We start from the raw sequence: 17,603 nt of genomic DNA on the forward strand, positions 1-17,603 counted from the left end.
GGCCTCAGTCGGCCAGATACTCTTCGGTGGCAACCACGCTGGCGTAGGCGAACGCCAGGGCGGCCATATAGGCGGCATGCACCTGCTCGGCGGCAATCTTCCGGCCGGCGAATTCCTGGGCGTGGGTGGCGCAGGCGTCGTGCAGCACCGTGGTGGCGTAGCCCAGGTCCGAACTGGCGCGGGCCGCGGCGTCGATGCACATATGGCTCATGGCGCCGACCAGGGTCACCTGCTCGACCCCGGCGGCGTCGAGCAGGGCCTTGAGATCGGTATCGAGAAAGGCGTTGACCCGGTGCTTGAGCACCTGCGCCTCGCCGGCCTGCGGCAGCACGCTGGCATGGATATGCGCGCCCGCCGAGCCGGGGGCGAAGAAGGGCGCGTCCGCGGCCTGGAATTCGTGGCGTACGTGCACCACCAGATCGCCCGCCGCGCGGGCCGCGGCCAGCACCCGGGCGGCATTGGCGGCTGCCGCCTGGATGCCGTCGAGCGGCCATTTGCCGCCTGCGAAGTAGTCGTTCTGGATGTCGATCAGGATCAGGGCGCGCTTGCTCATGGTTTTCTCCGTGGGATGATGTGCGGCAAACCTTAGCCCCGGCGCCGCCGCCGCGGGATGGGCGGGGCCGACAATCTGCGGGGAAAAACTGACAATGAACGAACGCTGCGTGGAGATCGGCCTGTTGCTCTATCCCGGTGCCCAGCTGGCGGCGGTGTATGGCCTGGGCGATCTGTTCGCGGTGGCCAATCGCATGGCCGCCGGCCGGGGCCGTGAGGGGCAGGCGCGGCTGCGCATCAGCCATTGGCAGGCGGACGAGCAGGGCCACTTGCGGCGGGTGTTCGACAGCCAGCCGCAGGCGCCGGGCACGCCGCAGGTGGTGATACTGCCGCCCTGCCTGGACAGCGACGCCGCGCAGCCGCCCGCCAGTTGCTACCGCGACTGGCTGCGCCGGCAGCATGGCGCCGGGGTGATCCTGGCCTCGGTCTGCGCCGGCGCCTTCGCCCTGGCCGAGGCCGGCCTGCTCGACGGCCGCCGGGTGACCACCCACTGGGCGCTGGCGGCGCAGCTGGCGGCGCGCTACCCGCGCGTGACGGTATTGCCCGAGCGCATGGTGGTGGACGACGGCGAGCTGCTCACCGCCGGCGGCCTGATGGCCTGGACCGATCTCGGCCTGGCCCTGGTGACGCGCCTGCTGGGCCCGACCATCGCCGCGGAGACCGCGCGCTTTCTGGTGCTGGACCTCAACCGCGAGTCGCAGCGCCAGTTCAGCAGCTTCGCTCCCAGCCTCGACCATGGCGATGCCGCGGTGCTCGCGGTGCAGCACTGGCTGCAGGGCGCGGGCGGCGCCGAGGCGAGCCTGGCGAGCATGGCGGCGCGCGCCGGCCTGGGCGAGCGCACCTTCCTGCGTCGCTTTCGCGCCGCCACCGGGATGAAACCCACCGAGTACTGCCAGCAGCTGCGCGTGACCAGGGCGCGCGAGCTGCTCGAGTTCACCCGCCAGAGCATCGATCAGGTGGCCTGGCAGGTGGGCTATCGCGATACGGGCGCCTTCCGCAAGGTGTTCGCCCGCCTGGTCGGCGTATCGCCGGGCGACTATCGCCGGCGTTTCGGCACGGCGGCGCGTTAGCGGCCAGCCAGGCGCACAGCCCGCGCAGCGCTGCGCCGGGCACATGGCTGAGCCAGGATCATGCATGGCGTGAACAAGCATCCTTTGCCAGATGGCAGGGGGGATCGTCTAATGCGGCCTGCGCGAAGCGTCGCGCCCGTCCCACGCCTGCAACGAGGAGTATCCGATGATCCTTGGCCAGTCGCTCGCCACCTGGCGCGCACAGTATCCGCTGCTCGACGAGCTGATCGCGCTGCGCGAGACCAGCTGGTTCAACCCGGCCGTCGCGCCTGCCGCCCAGGCTCTGGCCGATGTCGGTCTGAGCGCCGCCGACGTCGCCGATGCCAGCGCGCGCCTTGAACGTTTCGCCCCCTACCTGGCCCAGGTCTTCCCGGAGACCGCCGGCGGCATCATCGAGTCGGACATCCTGGCGCTGACCCAGATGCAGGCCGAGCTCCAGCAGCGTCACGAGCTGAGCGGCGAAATCGGCGCGCTCTGGCTCAAGCGCGACAGCCATCTGCCCATCTCCGGTTCGATCAAGGCCCGCGGCGGCATCTACGAGGTGCTCAAGCACGCCGAGGATCTGGCCCTGGCGGCCGGTCTGCTGAGTCTCGACGACGATTACGCCTGCCTCGACAGCGACGAGATGCGCGCCTTCTTCGCCGGCTACCAGGTCGCCGTCGGCTCCACCGGCAATCTCGGCCTGTCGATCGGCATCATCAGCGCGCGCCTCGGCTTCAAGGCCACCGTGCATATGTCCGCCGACGCCCGCCAGTGGAAGAAGGACCGACTGCGCGGCCATGGCGTGACGGTGGTCGAGTACGCCAGCGACTACAGCGTCGCGGTGGCCGAAGGGCGCCGCCAGGCCGAGGCCGACCCGCGCTGCCATTTCGTCGACGACGAGAATTCCACCCACCTGTTCGTCGGCTACGCCGTGGCTGGCGAGCGCCTCAGGCAGCAACTGGCGGCGGCCAATGTCACGGTCGACGCCGAGCATCCGCTGTTCGTCTACCTGCCCTGCGGTGTCGGTGGCGGGCCGGGCGGCGTGGCCTTCGGTCTGAAGCTGGCGTTTGGCGATGCGGTGCACTGCCTATTCGCCGAACCGACCCATTCGCCGTGCATGCTGCTCGGTGTCCACACCGGCCGGCACGACGAGCTGGCGGTGCAGGACTTCGGCATCGACAACCGCACCGCCGCAGACGGCCTGGCGGTCGGGCGGCCGTCCGGCTTCGTCGGCCGCGCCATGCAGCGGCTGATCGACGGCTACTACACGGTCAGCGACGAGGAGCTGTTCCGCAACCTGGCATTGCTCGAGCAAAGCGAAGGCCAGCGCCTGGAACCCTCGGCCCTGGCCGGCATGCCGGGCCCGTTGCGGGTGCTCGGCGAGCAACAGGGCTACCGTGAACGCATGGGCCTGACCCCGGCACGCCTGGCGCGCGCCACCCACCTGGTCTGGGCCACCGGTGGCAGCATGGTGCCGCAGGCGGAGATGGACGGTTACCTGGCGCGCGGACGGCAGCTGCTGGGCGAGTGAGAGCGGGCAGGCGGGCCGCTGCGGCTCGAAGCGAATAGGGGAGCGTCAGCATGGGCAAACTTTCCCGGGAACTGGGTAGCGGGCTCAACAGCAGCCAGTTCGCCAATCTCTACAGCTTCCAGGCCGCGGCGCGGCACCTGAGTTTCGCCCGGGCGGCGCAGGAGCTGTGCCTGACGCCCAGTGCGGTCAGCCACCGCATCGCCCGCCTGGAGCAGGGCCTGGGCTTTCGCCTGTTCCAGCGCCTGCCCCGGCAGCTGCGTCTGACCGAGGAGGGTGAGCGCATCTTCCTGATTCTCCAGGGGGCCCTGGATGAGCTGCGCGAAGCGCTGCAACCGACGCCAGGCAGCGAGATCGGCGGCCGGCTGGCGATCCATGCGCCGCCGTCGCTGGCGGCCTGCTGGCTGGTGCCCCGGCTGGCCGGGTTCACCGTGCGCCATCCGGCGCTGACCCTGGACCTGCGGGTCGGCAATGGTGGCGTCGACTTCCGCACCCAGAGCATCGATCTGGCCCTTTACTACGGCCAGGGCGAGTTTCCCGGGTTGGTGGCCGAGCGCTGGATGGACGAACGGATCGCCCCCGTGTGCAGCCGACGCTATGCCCAGCAGCATGGCCTGCTGCAGCGAGCCGAGCAGCTGCGCCAGTGCACCCTGCTGCACGATACGCTGGCCTGGGACAATGCCGCCTTCGACGCCGAGTGGGCCTACTGGGCCCGGCAGCGGGGCGTCGAACTGCCCGACCACCATCTGAGTTTCGACCGTTCCGACCTGTGCGTGCTGGCAGCCGCCAGTCACGCCGGGGTCGCCATCGGTCGCTACCGCCTGGTGCGCGAGCGCCTGGCCAGTGGCGAGTTGCTCCTGCCGTTCGGCGAGGCCTGGTTGCCGGCGCCTTCGGCCTACTATCTGGTGCATCCAGCGCGCGATTCCCTGCCTGGCCGCGTGCAGGCGTTCATCGACTGGTTGCGCGAGTGCGCCGCCTGAAAACGCAGAAGCCCGGCACGTGGCCGGGCTTCTGCGGTGCCGCGCGGAGGCTTACTTGACTTCCACCGCCAGGCTGTCGTGGATCTTCTTCTGCCAGATGGCCGGGCCGGTGATATGCACCGACTCGCCCTTGGTGTCGACCGCGACGGTGACCGGCATGTCCTTGACCTCGAATTCGTAGATCGCCTCCATGCCCAGCTCGGGGAAGGCCAGCACCTTGGACTTCTTGATCGCCTGGGCCACCAGGTAGGCGGCACCACCCACGGCCATCAGGTACACCGCCTTGTTGTCGCGGATCGCGTCGATGGCGATCGGGCCGCGCTCGGACTTGCCGATCATGCCCAGCAGACCGGTCTGCTCGAGGATCTGCCGGGTGAACTTGTCCATACGAGTGGCGGTAGTCGGGCCAGCCGGGCCAACCACTTCGTCACCGACCGGATCGACCGGGCCGACGTAATAGATGAAGCGGCCTTTCAGGTCGACCGGCAGTTGCTCGCCCTTGTTCAGCATGTCGACCATGCGCTTGTGCGCGGCGTCGCGGCCGGTGAGCATCTTGCCGTTGAGCAGCACGGTTTCGCCCGGCTGCCAGCTCTGCACCTCTTCCGGGGTTAGGGTGTCGAGGTTGACGCGACGCGCGCTCGGGCCGGCTTCCCAGACGATTTCCGGGTAGGCGGACAGATCCGGCGCTTGCAGTTCGGCAGGTCCCGAGCCGTCCAGCACGAAGTGGGCGTGGCGGGTGGCGGCGCAGTTGGGGATCATGCACACCGGCAAGGAGGCGGCATGGGTCGGGTAGTCCATGATCTTGACGTCGAGCACGGTGGTCAGGCCGCCCAGGCCCTGGGCGCCGATGCCCAGCTGGTTGACCTTGTCGAACAGCTCCAGGCGCAGTTCCTCGATACGGTTCTGCGGGCCGCGGGCCTTCAGCTCGTGGATGTCGATGTGCTCCATCAGCACTTCCTTGGCCATCACCGCGGCCTTCTCGGCGGTGCCGCCGATGCCGATGCCGAGCATGCCCGGCGGGCACCAGCCGGCGCCCATGGTCGGCACGGTCTTGAGCACCCAGTCGACGATGGAGTCGGACGGGTTGAGCATGGCCATCTTCGACTTGTTCTCGGAGCCGCCGCCCTTGGCCGCGACGTCCACTTCCACCTTGTCGCCGGGGACGATGGAGTAGTGGATCACCGCCGGGGTGTTGTCCTTGGTGTTCTTGCGGGCACCGGCCGGGTCGGCGAGGATCGAGGCGCGCAGCACGTTCTCCGGCAGGTTGTAGGCGCGACGCACGCCCTCGTTGATCATGTCGTCGACGCTCATGGTGGCGCCGTCCCAGCGCACGTCCATGCCGACCTTGACGAACACGGTGACGATGCCGGTGTCCTGGCAGATCGGGCGATGACCGGTAGCGCACATGCGCGAGTTGATCAGGATCTGCGCCATGGAGTCCTTGGCCGCCGGCGACTCTTCCTTCAGGTAGGCCTCGTGCATGGCCTGGATGAAGTCGACGGGGTGGTAATAGGAGATGAACTGCAGGGCGTCAGCGACGCTCTGAATCAGGTCGTCCTGCTTGATCACGGTCATTGGGGCGCTCCTCTATCAGGGAACATCTATAAGGAAGCGCCGAATCAGGACCCGGCGCAACGGCGAAAAATGGTCGGGAACGATATGTCACCTCGCCCCGCTACGGTCTGCTGAGGTTGCCGCCAAGCTTGGCGGGCCACAGAAAATTGCCGGGAGCAATTTTTGACGTCGCTCCGCGACGGCCCTTGGGGTTGCCGCCACCGATGACGGCAACAAAAAAGGCGCGGCAGTATAGCGTGCCGGTCGCACTGGGCACAGCCGCCGAAGGTCGATGCTGCTAGCTGTGGGCGGTTATCGGTGCGCTAGGCAATTTGTGATCACGGGGTTAGAGTAACGGCCAGATGCCAGTATGGGATGGAGCCCATGAGCCCAACCAGCCACCGGGTAACGCAACGCGGTCTGCAGAGCCTGCTGCTCAGGCGCTTTGCCATGGCGCTCGCCACCTATCTGCTGATGGCGCTGCTGTGCTGGTTCGCCTATTTCGGTGGCCTGTTCACCGGCTCCCTGGCCACGGCGGTCGGCTTGACCCTCGGCGTGCTCGCCAGCCAACTGGTGCTGCTCTGGCTGTTTCTGTCCGGACGCAACCTGCGTTTCGCCGACCCCAGCCTGACCGAGGCGCAGGTACTGGTGGCGCTGGCCTGGCAGCCGCTGCTGCTGGCCTTCTTCGACAGCGCCCGTGGCAGTCTGCTGGTGTTCTACGTGCTGATCCTGCTGTTCGGCATGTTCCAGCTGTCGCTACGGGTATTCGTGCGTTGCGCCGCGTTCGCCTTCTTCGGTTTCGCCGGCATGATCCTGGTCATGGCCTTCCTCGAGCGGCTCGGCGAGCCGGAGCTGGCCGCGCTGCAGGTCGGCGTGCTGTTCATCCTGCTGGTCTGGTTGTGCCTGTTCACCGGCTACATGCAGGCGATGCGCCAACGCATGCGAAGGCGCCGCTTCGCCCTGCAGGCGCACCAGGACACCCTGCGCGGGATGATGCGCCAGCTCGAGGACCTGGTGGCCACCGACGAGCTGACCGGGCTGTTCAACCGCCGCCATTTCCTGCGCCTGGCCGGCCGTGAGCTGCAGCACCTCGACGCCGGTCGCCAGCACGGCCTGGCGCTGATCGACCTGGACCACTTCAAGCGCATCAACGACGCCCATGGCCATGCCGCCGGCGATCGCGTGCTGCAGACCTTCGCCGCCGTGGCCCGTGCCTGCCTGCGCGACGGCGATGTCATCGCCCGCTACGGCGGCGAGGAGTTCGTCCTGCTGCTGCCCAATACCGACGCCGACCAGTTCACCGCCTGCTGCGAACGCCTGCGCGAGGCCTTCGCCCAGGCTGAACCGGTGGGAGTAAAGGTGGATAATCTCAGCCTGTCCGCCGGCATGACCCTGCTCGGCGCCGGCGACGATCTCGACGAGGCGTTGCAGCGCGCCGACCAGGCGCTGTATCAGGCCAAGCGCGGCGGACGCAATCGATGCGATGCGAGCTGGGAGAGGAGCAGTGCCTGAACTGCGCGTTGGCGCCAAACGACTGCAGGTGGCGACACGAACCAATCTGCTGGATGCCCTGCTGGCGGGCGGCGTCGCCGTGCCGTTCAGTTGCCGCGCCGGCAGCTGCCATGCCTGCCTGGTGCGCTGTCTGGCGGGCGAGCCGCTGGACCTGCAACCCGCGGCACTGGCCGCCGACAGGCGCGCCGAGGGCTGGCGCCTGGCCTGCCAGTGCCAGGTCGGCGGCGATCTCGAAGTCGAACCCTTCGATCCGCAACGCGACGGCCAGGCCGCCAGGGTGGTCGGCCTCGACTGGTTGAGCCCCAACGTGCTGCGTTTGCGGCTGCAACCCGAGCGAAAGCTGCGCTACCAGGCCGGCCAGCATCTGCTGCTGTGGAGTGCGGACGGGGTGGCGCGGCCGTATTCCCTGGCCAGCCTGCCGGGCGAGGATGCCTGGCTGGAATTCCATCTCGACTGCCGCCGGCCCGGCGCCTTCTGCGACGCCGCGCGGCGCCTGCAGCTTGGCGACGGCCTGCGCCTGGGCGAGCTGCGCGGAGGCGCGCTGCACTACGATCCCGACTGGCAGGCGCGGCCGCTCTGGCTGCTGGCGGCCGGCACCGGTCTGGCGCCGCTGTATGGCGTGCTGCGCGAGGCGCTGCGCCAGCAGCATCGCGGCGCCATCCGCCTGCTGCACCTGGCCCACGAGCCGGCCGAGCACTACCTGGCCGATGAGCTGCGGGCGCTGGCTGCCGAGCATGCGCAACTGCAGATCGAGCTGCTGACCGCGGCGCAGTTGCCGGCTGCTTTGGCCGAACTGCGCCTTGTTTCGCGGCAGACCCTCGCCTTACTCTGCGGCCATCCCGAGACAGTCGACAGCTTCGCGCGGCGCCTCTACATGGCCGGTTTGCCGCGCAGCCAGATGTTCGCCGACCCGTTTCTAACCCGTATGTAGGATGCGCGGGGCCACCCAGGCCGGGCACACTGGCGCCGATCACAGTGGGCTTCTGGTGCGCGGCCCAGGCGGTTCCGTGCGCCCATGACCTCGGAGCATCTTATGAGCCAATACCTGCAGATCGAGCGCGACGGCGCGCTGCTGACCCTGCGCATGCAGCGCCCGGACAAGAAGAACGCGCTGACCCGCGCCATGTACGCAGGGATGGCCGAGGTACTGGACCAGGCCGATTGCGACGGTTCGGTACGCGCCGTGCTGCTGACCGGCGGCGAGCACTGCTTCACCAGCGGCAATGACGTCGCCGACTTCCTCCAGGCACCGCCCTCCGGGCTGAACAGCGAAGTGTTCCAGTTCATGCGCGCGCTGTTCGAATTCAGCAAGCCGGTGGTGGCGGCGGTGGCGGGGCCGGCGGTGGGCATCGGCACTACCTTGCTGCTGCACTGCGACCTGGTCTACGTCAGCCGCGATGCGCAGCTGAAGATGCCCTTCGTCAACCTCGGCCTGTGCCCGGAGTACGGTTCCAGCCTGATCCTGCCGCGTCTGCTCGGCCACGCGCGTGCCGCCGAGCTGCTGCTGCTCGGGCAGAGTTTCAGTGGTGAGCAGGCGGCGGCCTGGGGCATCGCCAACCAGGTGCTGGACGATGGCGCCGCGACCCTGGCCAAGGCGCGCGAGGCGGCGCTGCGCTTTCTCGACCTGGCGCCTTCGGCCGTGGCCGACAGCAAGCGCCTGATGCGCGCGCCGGATCGCGAGCAGCTGCGCCGGGTGATCGAGGAGGAGGGCGCGCTGTTCGGCCAGCGCCTGCGCTCGCCCGAGGCGGTCGAGGCGCTGTCGGCCTTCATGCAGCGCAGGAAACCGGATTTTCCCAGGTTCGCCTAGGGTGGATCGCGCTTCACCGATCCACCGCGCAAGTCCGTGGCGGATGATGAAGGCGTCATCCGCCACGCATGGGTAGGAGCCAGGCACAAAAAAGCCGCTCGATGAGCGGCTTTCTCATTACAGCGCGGCAATCACACCAGCGGATCGCCGACATGCAGGATCTTCATGGTGTTGGTGCCGCCGGTACCGTGGTAGCTGTCGCCCTTGGTCAGGATCACCCAGTCGCCGGGCTCGACCACGCCACGCTTGAGCAGCTCGTCCACCGCCGCCTGGCTGACCTTGTTGGCCGGCAGGGCGGCGGGGTCGAACGGCACCGTGTAGACGCCGCGGAACAGCGCCACGCGGGCCTGGGTTTCGCGGTGCGGAGTGAAGGCGAAGATGGGGATGTGCGAGCGGATGCGCGACATGATCAACGGGCTGTAACCGCTCTCGGTCAGGCTAATGATGGCCTTGACCCCGGGGAAGTGGTTGGCGGTGTACATGGTGGCCAGGGCCACGCTCTCGTCGCAGCGCTCGAAGGTGCGGCCGATGCGGTGGCTGGATTTCTGGCTGGTCGGGTGCTTCTCGGCGCCCAGGCAGACGCGGGCCATGGCCTCGACCGCCTCCACCGGGTACTCGCCGGCGGCGCTCTCGGCCGACAGCATCACCGCATCGGTGTAGTCCAGCGCGGCGTTGGCCACGTCGGAGACCTCGGCGCGGGTCGGCATCGGGCTGTGGATCATCGATTCCATCATCTGCGTGGCGGTGATCACCGCTTTGTTCAGACGGCGGGCGTGGGCAATGATCTTCTTCTGGATACCCACCAGCTCGGCGTCGCCGATTTCCACGGCCAAGTCGCCTCGGGCGACCATCACCGCGTCGCTGGCGCGGATCAGGCCGTCCAGCGCCTCGTCGTCGGCCACCGCTTCGGCGCGTTCGATCTTGGCTACCAGCCAGGCGCTGCCACCGGCCTCGGTGAGCAGGCGACGGGCGTATTCCATGTCGGCGGCGTCACGCGGGAATGACACGGCCAGGTAGTCCAGCTCCATTTCGGCGGCGACCTTGATGTCGGCCTTGTCCTTGTCGGTCAGCGCTGGTGCGGTCAGGCCGCCGCCGCGGCGGTTGATGCCCTTGTTGTCCGACAGCGGGCCGCCGATGACCACGCGGCAGTGCAGTTCGTCGGCGCCCTTGAGTTCGACGCGCATGACCACGCGGCCGTCGTCCAGCAGCAGCTCGTCGCCGACGTCGCAGTCCTGGATCAGCGCCGGGTAGTCGATGCCGACCACGTCCTGGTTGCCCGCCGTGCGCGAGTGGCTGGACGACAGGCGGAACAGGTCGCCTTCCTTGAGCTCGATGCGCTTGTTCTCGAACTTGGCGATGCGGATCTTCGGGCCCTGCAGGTCACCGAGCAGCGCCACGTGCCGGCCATGCTTGGCCGCAAGCTCGCGCACCAGGGCGGCGCGGGCCTTGTGATCGTCGGGCGTGCCGTGGGAGAAGTTCAGGCGGGCCACGTCGAGGCCGGCGAGAATCAGCTGCTCGAGCACTTCCGGCGAGTTGCTGGCCGGGCCCAGGGTGGCGACGATTTTGGTGCGGCGAAAGGTCATGCGCGGACTCCCCGATGGAATATGCCGGCGAGGCTACTACGGCCTTTCGCTGTAGTCATCGTTGCGTTGCACTACGTGACGAATCGGCCCGGAACACCAGCAGATCGCAGTCCACGGCCTGCAGAATCCGCTGCGCGGTGTGGCCGATCAGCGCGGTGTCCAGCTGGCCGCGGGCGACGGCGCCCATCAGCAGCAGGTCGATATCGTGCTCATGGACGAAGCGCGGCAGCACCTCTTCGGTGAACCCCTGCAGCAGGTGGGTATCGGGCAGGGGGATAGGGTACTGGCCGATCAGCTGTTCGAAGGCCTTGCGGTGGGCTTGCGCACTGTCGCGCACGTAGCTGTCGTAGTCGGCGACCATCGCCGCGTCGAATACCAGGGTGCGCGGCAGCGGCGCATGGCAGTGCAGGTAATGGGCGTGCAGGCCGAAGCGCTGGCTCAGCTCCATGGCCGTGCGAATCAGCAAGTGGTCCAGCGCCGCCGGCTTGTCGGCACTGTGCAGCGGATCGAGGGCGGCGCACAGGCTGCGCCCCTGCCACTCGGCGTGATGCACCAGCCACAGCGGTACCGGGCAGTGGCGGATCAACTGCCAGCAGCTGTCGGTCAGCAACAGGCGGCGCAGCAGGCTGTTGTGCGCGGCGGACTTGAGCACCAGGTCCGGCTGCAGCTCCGCGACCTTGGCCAGCACTTCCTTGTCCAGGCGCTTGCCCCAGCGGATGTCTACCTGCACCTGCAGGCCGGCGCTGCGCAGCGGCGCGACGCGCTCCTCCAGCCACTGGCCGTGCTGTTCCAGCAGGGCGGCACGGCCCTTGGCCTGCAGCGCGCTGTCGAACAGGCGGCCGTCGAGGCCGGTGTGGTAGTCCACCAGCAGCAGATGCAGTTGCGTGGGGGTGTGCCGGGCCAGCCAGGCCGCCCGTTGCAACGCCGGCTGGCTGTCGCGGTTGGGGTCGATGACCACCAGCAGTCGTTCGAGTTTCATGGCCTGTACCTCGCGCAGGATGACCCGGGCATTGCAGCGCGCCCGATGGACGCCTGCCTTGATATGGGTCAGCTTAGTACCGCAAGGTTACAAGCGATCAGCGCACGCCCGGATTCAGTGCCAGGTCCAGATGGCGGGCGGCCTTGGCGGCGAGTGCGCCGTCCGGGTATTGCACCAGCAGCCTGCGCAGGTAGGCGATGGCCTGGTCGCGGTCGGCCGCGGGGTTGTCCGGCGCCATGTGCATCAGCGCCAGTTGGTACAGCGCCTTCTCCTTGATCTCGGCCGGCACGTGTGGATCGGGCAGGCCCAGCAGGTAGAGCTCCTCGGCCTCGGCGACGCGACCCTTGAGCACGGCGCGGCGCGACAGCAGGGTCATGTCCGGGTCGAGGCTGGGCTGGTACAGGTCGAGATTCTGGCTCGGCTGCCAGTGCGCCAGCAGCTCGCGCGAACTCTTGTGCAGCGGCTCCTCGCCGCGCTGGCGGATCAGCTCGATGCGCTGCTCGGCGCGACCGGCGGCCCGGCTGGCAGGGAACTCGTTGAGTACCCGGTAGAAATAGTTGAGGGCCTTGGCGTCATTGCGCTGTTCGTTGAAGCGGTTCATGTAGATCAGGCCGATCTGGTACAGGGCGATGGCGCGCACCTCGGCGCTCAGCTGGCGGTCGCGGTAGCCGTCCAGATACAGCGTCTCGGCCTGTTCGCTGTGGGCGTCGCGGATGGCCATGGCGCTGTAGGTGAGCAGGTCGCCTTCGTCCTCGATGGCGGCGGTCATGCGTTTGGTCTTCAGCGCCTTGTACTCGACCACCTCGTTGGTGGTGACCTGGGCGATGAACAGCGGTGTGGTGGGCGCACAGGCGGCCAGCAGGGTAGCGCTCAGGGCGATGGCGATCAGGCGGGCGGCGGGCATGCGAACTCCTTGGCCGAAACGGGCCGATGCGGCGCAGTCTAGTCAGCGGCCCTGCCCGCGCCAAGGCGGATGCGGCACAACCCATCGGAGGTTATGCCCGCCCCGCGGACGCCCAGCCAAACGCTGCCGGTTCAGTTTTTTTGGCGGCGGTCGATACACTGCGCAGCGGAGGAACTGCCCATGCGAACCCTGATCATCCTGACCCTGGCGCTGGTCGCCACGGGCTGCACCCGTTGGTCGCTCGACCATCACCTGAACAACGCCTATCGCGCCTACGAGGATGGCGACTGCGCGCGCGTCGCCCTGGAGTTGTCGCAGGCCGAGCGCAAGAGTCGCTCGCGCGGCTACCTGCAGCCGGAGATCTCCCTGCTGCGCGGTCAGTGCCTGGAGCGCGAGAGCCTGTTCGTCGATGCGGTGCAGACCTACCGGTTCATCATCAGCCGCTACCCGACCAGCGAATACGCCTACCGCGCCCGCGCGCGGCTGCAGACCCTGGAGCAGCTTGGCCATCACAACTCGCAGGAGCCGGCCACGGCCAGCCCCGCGGCCCTGTGAGTCGGCGGCGGGCCCGTTTCGGACCGCCGCCGCGCGCTATAAGCTGGCGGCTGTATTTCATGGAGGATCGACATGCGCCACCTGTTGCTGATCGCATCGCTGCTGCCGACGCTGGCCACGGCAGAGATCTACCGTTGGACGGATGCGCAGGGCCGCGTGCATTTCGGCCAGCGTCCGGTGGCCGGCGCCGAGCCGGTGGAGGTCAAACCCCAGGTGGTCGAGCGCGACGCGCAGACCCGCGAGCGCGAGGCGCGCAGCCAGCGTTTCTACGACGCGCGCCGCGATGAACGGCAGCAGGCGGCCGGCGTGGCGGCCGAGCAGCGCGAGGCGCGCGCAGCCGAGTGCCGCGATCTGCGCCAACGCCTGGAACAGATTGCCGAGGGCTACCGCTACTACCGCGAAGGCGCCGACGGCGAACGCATTTATTACAGTGATGAGCAAACCGACGCCGCTCGTCGCCAGTTGCGTACGCGCATCGCCGAGCGCTGTGGTTGAGACTGGTTAAGCGGTGGCTTCCGGGCCATACTCAAGGCCCCTTGTAGCGATTCGCCAGCATGCGCAGCCAACGTCGAATCGAACGCCATCAGTTGCCTTACTACCTGAAGGTGTTCAACCGCGTCACCGACAAGCCGATGGGCTACATCGGCAACGTCTCACTGGACGGCCTGATGCTGATCAGCCAGCTGCCGATGCTGGTGGGTGCGCGCTTCGACATGCGCCTGAAGATTCCCGGCCAGCACGGCCAGCACTTCGTCGACTTCTCCGCTACCTGTCAGTGGAGCCGTGAGGATGTCACCCCGGGCAGCTACGACTCCGGCTTCGCGCTGGTGGCACCGCCGGCCGACTATGTCGAGATGGTTGACGCCCTGCGCTACTACTTCAGCTTTCACAGTCTGGCAGCCTCGGCCTGAGTGTCCGCTCAGGGCCGTGAGTTGAGCCGCAGCATCAGCCGATTTTGTTCGCTAAGGTCGCCGAAGTAGCTGCGGTATAGGGCCTCGCCTTCCTCGGAGCGGTTCAGGCGACTGAGCGCGGTATCCACCAGCAGGCGGAAGTCCTCGTCGTCGCGGGCCAGCGGCATGGCCACCGACTCCACCTCGAACAGGCGCTCCGGGACCCATAGCTGTGCGCCTTGCGGATGCTGGGCCTGGTAGTTGAGCAGAGCCAGACGTTCGGCGAAGAAGGCGTCGACCTGCCGGGTGACGACCTGCTCGACACCCTCTTCATTGCTATCGACCTCGACCAGTCTCGATTGCAGGCCGAGCTGGCGAATGCGGGTCCGCGCCCAGTCCACGCTGACCGTACCCTTCATCACGGCGAAGCTGTGGCGGTTCAGTCCCTGGTTGATGGTGGCGCGCCAGGTCGGGCCGCGCTGAGTCGTTTCGCCCTCGAGAGGGAGTCGCAGGGTCGCGGGTGCGTCCTGACGAACCACGACGCCAAGGCCGGCGGTGAAGATCGGCAGGGAGAAGCTGACTCGGCGGCGGCGCTCCAGGCTTTCCACCACGGGGGCACAGAGGATGTCGACCTTCCCGTCCGCTACCGCGTCGAGCATGTCCGTGGTCGTCAGAGGCTGGTAGCGTAGCTGCAGATTCGGCATGGCTAGCTGTTGTTCTACCTGGTCGGCGACGTGGCGGCACAGCTCGATGGCATAGCCGCTGGCCTGTTGGGAGTCGCCGTCGGAAAAAGGCAGGTTGCCCGGCACGAAGCCCAGCACGAGCTGCCCGTTGTCACGGATGCGCTCCAGGGTGGCGGACGTCGCAACGGCGGGTAGCCATGCGCAGAGGAGTAACAGCCGCGCCAGGTGGGGAATAGGCATGCTGGTACCTCCTATGGCCGGCCGAGGTTGTCGAGGGCGCCGACGAAGCGTTTGGCGATGCTGCCGAACAGCAGGTAGCCGACCACCATCACCAGTGCCGCGCCGAACACCGCATCCAGGCCCGAGGCGTACAGGGCATAGAAGCAGTACAGCATCGCCACCAGCAGAATCACGCTGTTGCGGCGGAATATCTGCGGCGTTACCTGGGCCTTGTACATGATCACCAGCAGGCCGGTCAGGGAGGTGATGTAGGGAATGATGTTGGTCACCGCGGCGAGACCCACCAGCTTGTTGAACTGTGCGCTGGCGTTGGGCGAGATGGTCGACAGGGCGATCACCGTTTGCAGGATGCCGCAGAACAGCAGGCCGAGCAGAGGTGCCTCGCGTGCGCTGACCCGGGTGAACAGCTTGGGAAACATCCCCTGCTCGGCAGTGACCTTGGCGGTCTGCGCCAGGGTGAACTGCCAGCCGAGCAGCGAACCGAGGCAGGCCATCACCGCCAGGGCCATGATGATGTTGCCCACGCTGTCGTTGAACATCTGGGCATAGACCAGGGCGAACGGAGCGCTGGAGTTCGCCAGTTCCGCGTTGGGGATGATGCCCTGGATCACGGTGGTCGACAGCACGTACACCACGGCGGCACCGAGGGTGCCGAACAGGCAGGCGAGCGGCACATTGCGCTTGGGATTGTCCACCGCGTCGGAGTTCTGCGCCGCCGACTCCATGCCGAGAAAGGCCCAAAGGGTCAGCGGAATGCTCTGCGCGATGGCATCGCTGGTCTTTAGGCCGTTGGGGTTCCAGGCCTCGCGGAACAGATCCGGTTCGAACCAGAACCAGCCGATCAGCCCTAGCCCGGCCACGGGGATGATCACCCCCCAGACGGTCACCGCGCCGAGTCGTCCCGTGAGGCTGGGGCCGCCCAGGTTGGCCAGGATGGTCAGCCAGATCAGGCCGATGGTGCCGAGCACCAGGGCGCCGGCGCTGCTGCCCAGCCAGGGGAAGAAGGGCGTGAGGTAACCGACCGCGGAGATGCCGATGGCCACGTTGCCGATCACCAGCGACAGGAAGTACAGGTAGGAGCAGAGGAAGAACGCGGACTTGCCGTGGGCTTCCTCGCTATAGGCCGACATGCCGCCGGGACGCGGGCAGTAGATGCCGCACTGGGCGAAGCCGTAGGCGATGGCCATGGAGCCGACCGCCGTGACCACCCAGGACAGCAGTGACACTGCGCCGAGCTGGGCCATGCTCGAGGGCAGCATGATGATGCCGGAACCCATCATGTTGACGGCCACCAGAGTGGTCAGTCCGATCAGACCCATCTTCTTGCTTGCAGCGGCCATGCTCTGTTCCTTGCGCCGGACCCGGGGCTCGAGCGCTGTGCGAGGCGTTAGAAACCATCCTTTTCCAGATGATCGAAGTCCACCGGGTCACCGGAGTGGACATCGAGCTTCTTGCGGATATCGGCGAACATCGCGTCGTATTCGCCATGGCTACGCATGATCGGGCTGGCATTGGGCGGCAGTCCCAGCTTGGCCGCGGCCTTTGCCAGGCGGCTGGCAAAATTGAAGGCGGTGTCGCGGTGCATATCGAACTCGTCGGTGAAGCTGCGGCCATCCACCTGGCCGGACAGCTTGAAGTGCAGCAGCACGCCTTCCTTGGGATCGCGGCGCACGTCGTAGTACACATCGATGTCGTAGTCGGGGACGCCCGGCATGCCGGGCTGTTTCTTGCGGTTGAGGTGGCCGGGTTCGAACATGTCGAGTCTCCTGTCGATTTGCCTTGGCGTTGCGCCTGGGCCAGGCGTCGCCGGGTTGCGCGCCTGCGTCAGTGGAACGGGAAGATGTAGTTCATCCATGCCGCCATGCGCAGCAGCACCTTGCGCAGAATCGCCACATGGGGAAAGTGTTCGGAGTAGAGCGCTGCCTGGCCGTAGGCGCCGCCCGGTATCAGATCCTTGTAGGGTTCGAAGGCCGGGTCGATGATCTCCAGCACCACCGGCACGCGCCCGGCGTGCATCGGGCCAGTGACGCCGAGCAGGGTGCCGCCTGGTTGCACCTGGCCTTCGGCGATCACCGGTTGTACCTGTTTGACCCGCGCCTGAAAAACCTTGCCGGGCAGGCCGTCGAGGGCGATCTCGGCTTGATCGCCCAGGGTCAGGCGCAGCTGGCTGTTCTGGCGCATCCAGGCCACGTAGAAATATTCTTCCTGGGGGATGAAGATCGCCGACGGGCGCAGCGGCATCTTCACCGCATAGACGCCGGGGCGCAGCACCACCTGGGTCACATAGCCGCGCGACGGTGCCCGGACCACCGTTTGATCCAGTTCGAACTGGGCGATATTGAGCTGTGCCTGCAGGTCGTCCACGCGGGCCGTGGTGATGTCCAGGTCGCGTCGGTTGCCCAGGTTGCGCTTGACCAGTTCGCTGGCACGGAACTGATCGCCCTTGGCGGACACCAGCTGGGCCTTGATCGAGCGCACGCGATTCTCGAAGGGCAGCGGGTCGATGCGGAAGATCACATCGCCCTTTTCCAGTGGCTGGTTGCCGCGCACCGGTACCTCGATCACCTGGCCGCTGACCGCCGGCACTATGGGGGTGCTGACGAAGTAACTGCGCGAGACCTCGGAATAGGGGTGGTTGTAGTTCATCAGGAAGATCAGCGTGCCGATCAGCACGATTCCGCCCAGCACCGCGGTGGGCACCGTCCACTTGTTCAGCGGGATCTTGAAGATCTTGAAGATGGCGACGCAGATGGCGGTGTAGGTGAGTATCAGCAGCAGGTCCAT

General features: G+C 67.4%; 18 protein-coding genes. 9 read left to right on the top strand and 9 right to left on the bottom strand.

Going from position 1 to position 17,603, the window contains the following annotated elements; all coding sequences use genetic code 11:
- Window positions 1-4: 4 nt before the first annotated feature.
- A complete protein-coding gene (locus ACUTAF_RS03120) occupies window positions 5-553 on the bottom strand; it encodes a cysteine hydrolase family protein (RefSeq protein WP_445578597.1) in 549 nt (182 codons plus the stop codon).
- A 94-nt stretch (window positions 554-647) separates the two neighbouring features.
- On the opposite strand from ACUTAF_RS03120, the gene ACUTAF_RS03125 reads away from it, so the two are divergent.
- From ACUTAF_RS03125 to dsdC, 3 genes are all read left to right on the top strand, one after another.
- Window positions 648-1,622, top strand: coding sequence for a GlxA family transcriptional regulator (locus ACUTAF_RS03125; protein ID WP_445578598.1), 975 nt, complete (start codon window positions 648-650; stop codon window positions 1,620-1,622).
- 166 nt (window positions 1,623-1,788) lie between these two features.
- Entirely contained in the window at window positions 1,789-3,135 is a 1,347-nt protein-coding gene (gene dsdA / locus ACUTAF_RS03130) for a D-serine ammonia-lyase (RefSeq protein WP_445578599.1), read from the top strand.
- A gap of 50 nt (window positions 3,136-3,185) precedes the next feature.
- Window positions 3,186-4,112, top strand: a complete 927-nt coding sequence (gene dsdC / locus ACUTAF_RS03135) for a DNA-binding transcriptional regulator DsdC (protein WP_445578600.1) — start codon at window positions 3,186-3,188, stop codon at window positions 4,110-4,112.
- A 51-nt stretch (window positions 4,113-4,163) separates the two neighbouring features.
- Here the strand turns inward: dsdC and ACUTAF_RS03140 are convergent, their stop codons facing one another.
- The gene (locus ACUTAF_RS03140; protein ID WP_445578601.1) at window positions 4,164-5,687 is read right to left on the bottom strand and encodes a fumarate hydratase; all 1,524 of its coding nucleotides are present in this window, start codon (window positions 5,685-5,687) and stop codon (window positions 4,164-4,166) included.
- Between the two features lie 363 nt (window positions 5,688-6,050).
- On the opposite strand from ACUTAF_RS03140, the gene ACUTAF_RS03145 reads away from it, so the two are divergent.
- From ACUTAF_RS03145 to ACUTAF_RS03155, 3 genes are all read left to right on the top strand, one after another.
- Window positions 6,051-7,178, top strand: coding sequence for a GGDEF domain-containing protein (locus ACUTAF_RS03145; protein ID WP_445578602.1), 1,128 nt, complete (start codon window positions 6,051-6,053; stop codon window positions 7,176-7,178).
- Entirely contained in the window at window positions 7,171-8,109 is a 939-nt protein-coding gene (locus ACUTAF_RS03150; RefSeq protein ID WP_445578603.1) for an iron-sulfur-binding ferredoxin reductase, read from the top strand. Before ACUTAF_RS03145 ends, ACUTAF_RS03150 begins: the two co-directional genes overlap by 8 nt.
- A 102-nt stretch (window positions 8,110-8,211) precedes the next feature.
- A complete protein-coding gene (locus ACUTAF_RS03155) occupies window positions 8,212-8,985 on the top strand; it encodes an enoyl-CoA hydratase (RefSeq protein ID WP_445578604.1) in 774 nt (257 codons plus the stop codon).
- A 131-nt stretch (window positions 8,986-9,116) separates the two neighbouring features.
- On the opposite strand, the gene pyk is transcribed toward ACUTAF_RS03155, so the two are convergent.
- From pyk to ACUTAF_RS03170, 3 genes are all read right to left on the bottom strand, one after another.
- Window positions 9,117-10,568 carry a pyruvate kinase gene (gene pyk / locus ACUTAF_RS03160; protein WP_445578605.1) on the bottom strand — a complete coding sequence of 484 codons (1,452 nt, stop codon included), beginning with the start codon at window positions 10,566-10,568 and terminating at the stop codon, window positions 9,117-9,119.
- Window positions 10,569-10,623: 55 nt separating this feature from the next.
- Window positions 10,624-11,547, bottom strand: a complete 924-nt coding sequence (locus ACUTAF_RS03165; protein WP_445578606.1) for a universal stress protein — start codon at window positions 11,545-11,547, stop codon at window positions 10,624-10,626.
- A 97-nt stretch (window positions 11,548-11,644) separates the two neighbouring features.
- Entirely contained in the window at window positions 11,645-12,451 is an 807-nt protein-coding gene (locus ACUTAF_RS03170; RefSeq protein WP_445578607.1) for a tetratricopeptide repeat protein, read from the bottom strand.
- A 180-nt stretch (window positions 12,452-12,631) separates the two neighbouring features.
- On the opposite strand from ACUTAF_RS03170, the gene ACUTAF_RS03175 reads away from it, so the two are divergent.
- From ACUTAF_RS03175 to ACUTAF_RS03185, 3 genes are all read left to right on the top strand, one after another.
- Window positions 12,632-13,006 carry a tetratricopeptide repeat protein gene (locus ACUTAF_RS03175; RefSeq protein ID WP_445578608.1) on the top strand — a complete coding sequence of 125 codons (375 nt, stop codon included), beginning with the start codon at window positions 12,632-12,634 and terminating at the stop codon, window positions 13,004-13,006.
- A 72-nt stretch (window positions 13,007-13,078) separates the two neighbouring features.
- Window positions 13,079-13,501, top strand: coding sequence for a DUF4124 domain-containing protein (locus tag ACUTAF_RS03180; RefSeq protein ID WP_445578609.1), 423 nt, complete (start codon window positions 13,079-13,081; stop codon window positions 13,499-13,501).
- A gap of 59 nt (window positions 13,502-13,560) precedes the next feature.
- On the top strand, window positions 13,561-13,917 hold the full coding sequence (locus ACUTAF_RS03185) for a PilZ domain-containing protein (RefSeq protein WP_445578610.1): 357 nt from the start codon (window positions 13,561-13,563) through the stop codon (window positions 13,915-13,917).
- 8 nt (window positions 13,918-13,925) lie between these two features.
- On the opposite strand, the gene ACUTAF_RS03190 is transcribed toward ACUTAF_RS03185, so the two are convergent.
- The 4 genes from ACUTAF_RS03190 to ACUTAF_RS03205 all read right to left on the bottom strand — a co-directional run bounded on the left by ACUTAF_RS03190 (window position 13,926) and on the right by ACUTAF_RS03205 (window position 17,603).
- Window positions 13,926-14,819, bottom strand: coding sequence for an amino acid ABC transporter substrate-binding protein (locus tag ACUTAF_RS03190; protein ID WP_445578611.1), 894 nt, complete (start codon window positions 14,817-14,819; stop codon window positions 13,926-13,928).
- An 11-nt stretch (window positions 14,820-14,830) separates the two neighbouring features.
- The gene (potE, locus tag ACUTAF_RS03195; protein ID WP_445578612.1) at window positions 14,831-16,159 is read right to left on the bottom strand and encodes a putrescine-ornithine antiporter; all 1,329 of its coding nucleotides are present in this window, start codon (window positions 16,157-16,159) and stop codon (window positions 14,831-14,833) included.
- 47 nt (window positions 16,160-16,206) lie between these two features.
- Window positions 16,207-16,575, bottom strand: coding sequence for a DUF5064 family protein (locus ACUTAF_RS03200; RefSeq protein WP_445578613.1), 369 nt, complete (start codon window positions 16,573-16,575; stop codon window positions 16,207-16,209).
- Between the two features lie 68 nt (window positions 16,576-16,643).
- Window positions 16,644-17,603 carry an HlyD family secretion protein gene (locus ACUTAF_RS03205; RefSeq protein WP_445578614.1) on the bottom strand — a complete coding sequence of 320 codons (960 nt, stop codon included), beginning with the start codon at window positions 17,601-17,603 and terminating at the stop codon, window positions 16,644-16,646.

The sequence above is a fragment of the Pseudomonas sp. SP16.1 genome, assembly GCF_052682975.1.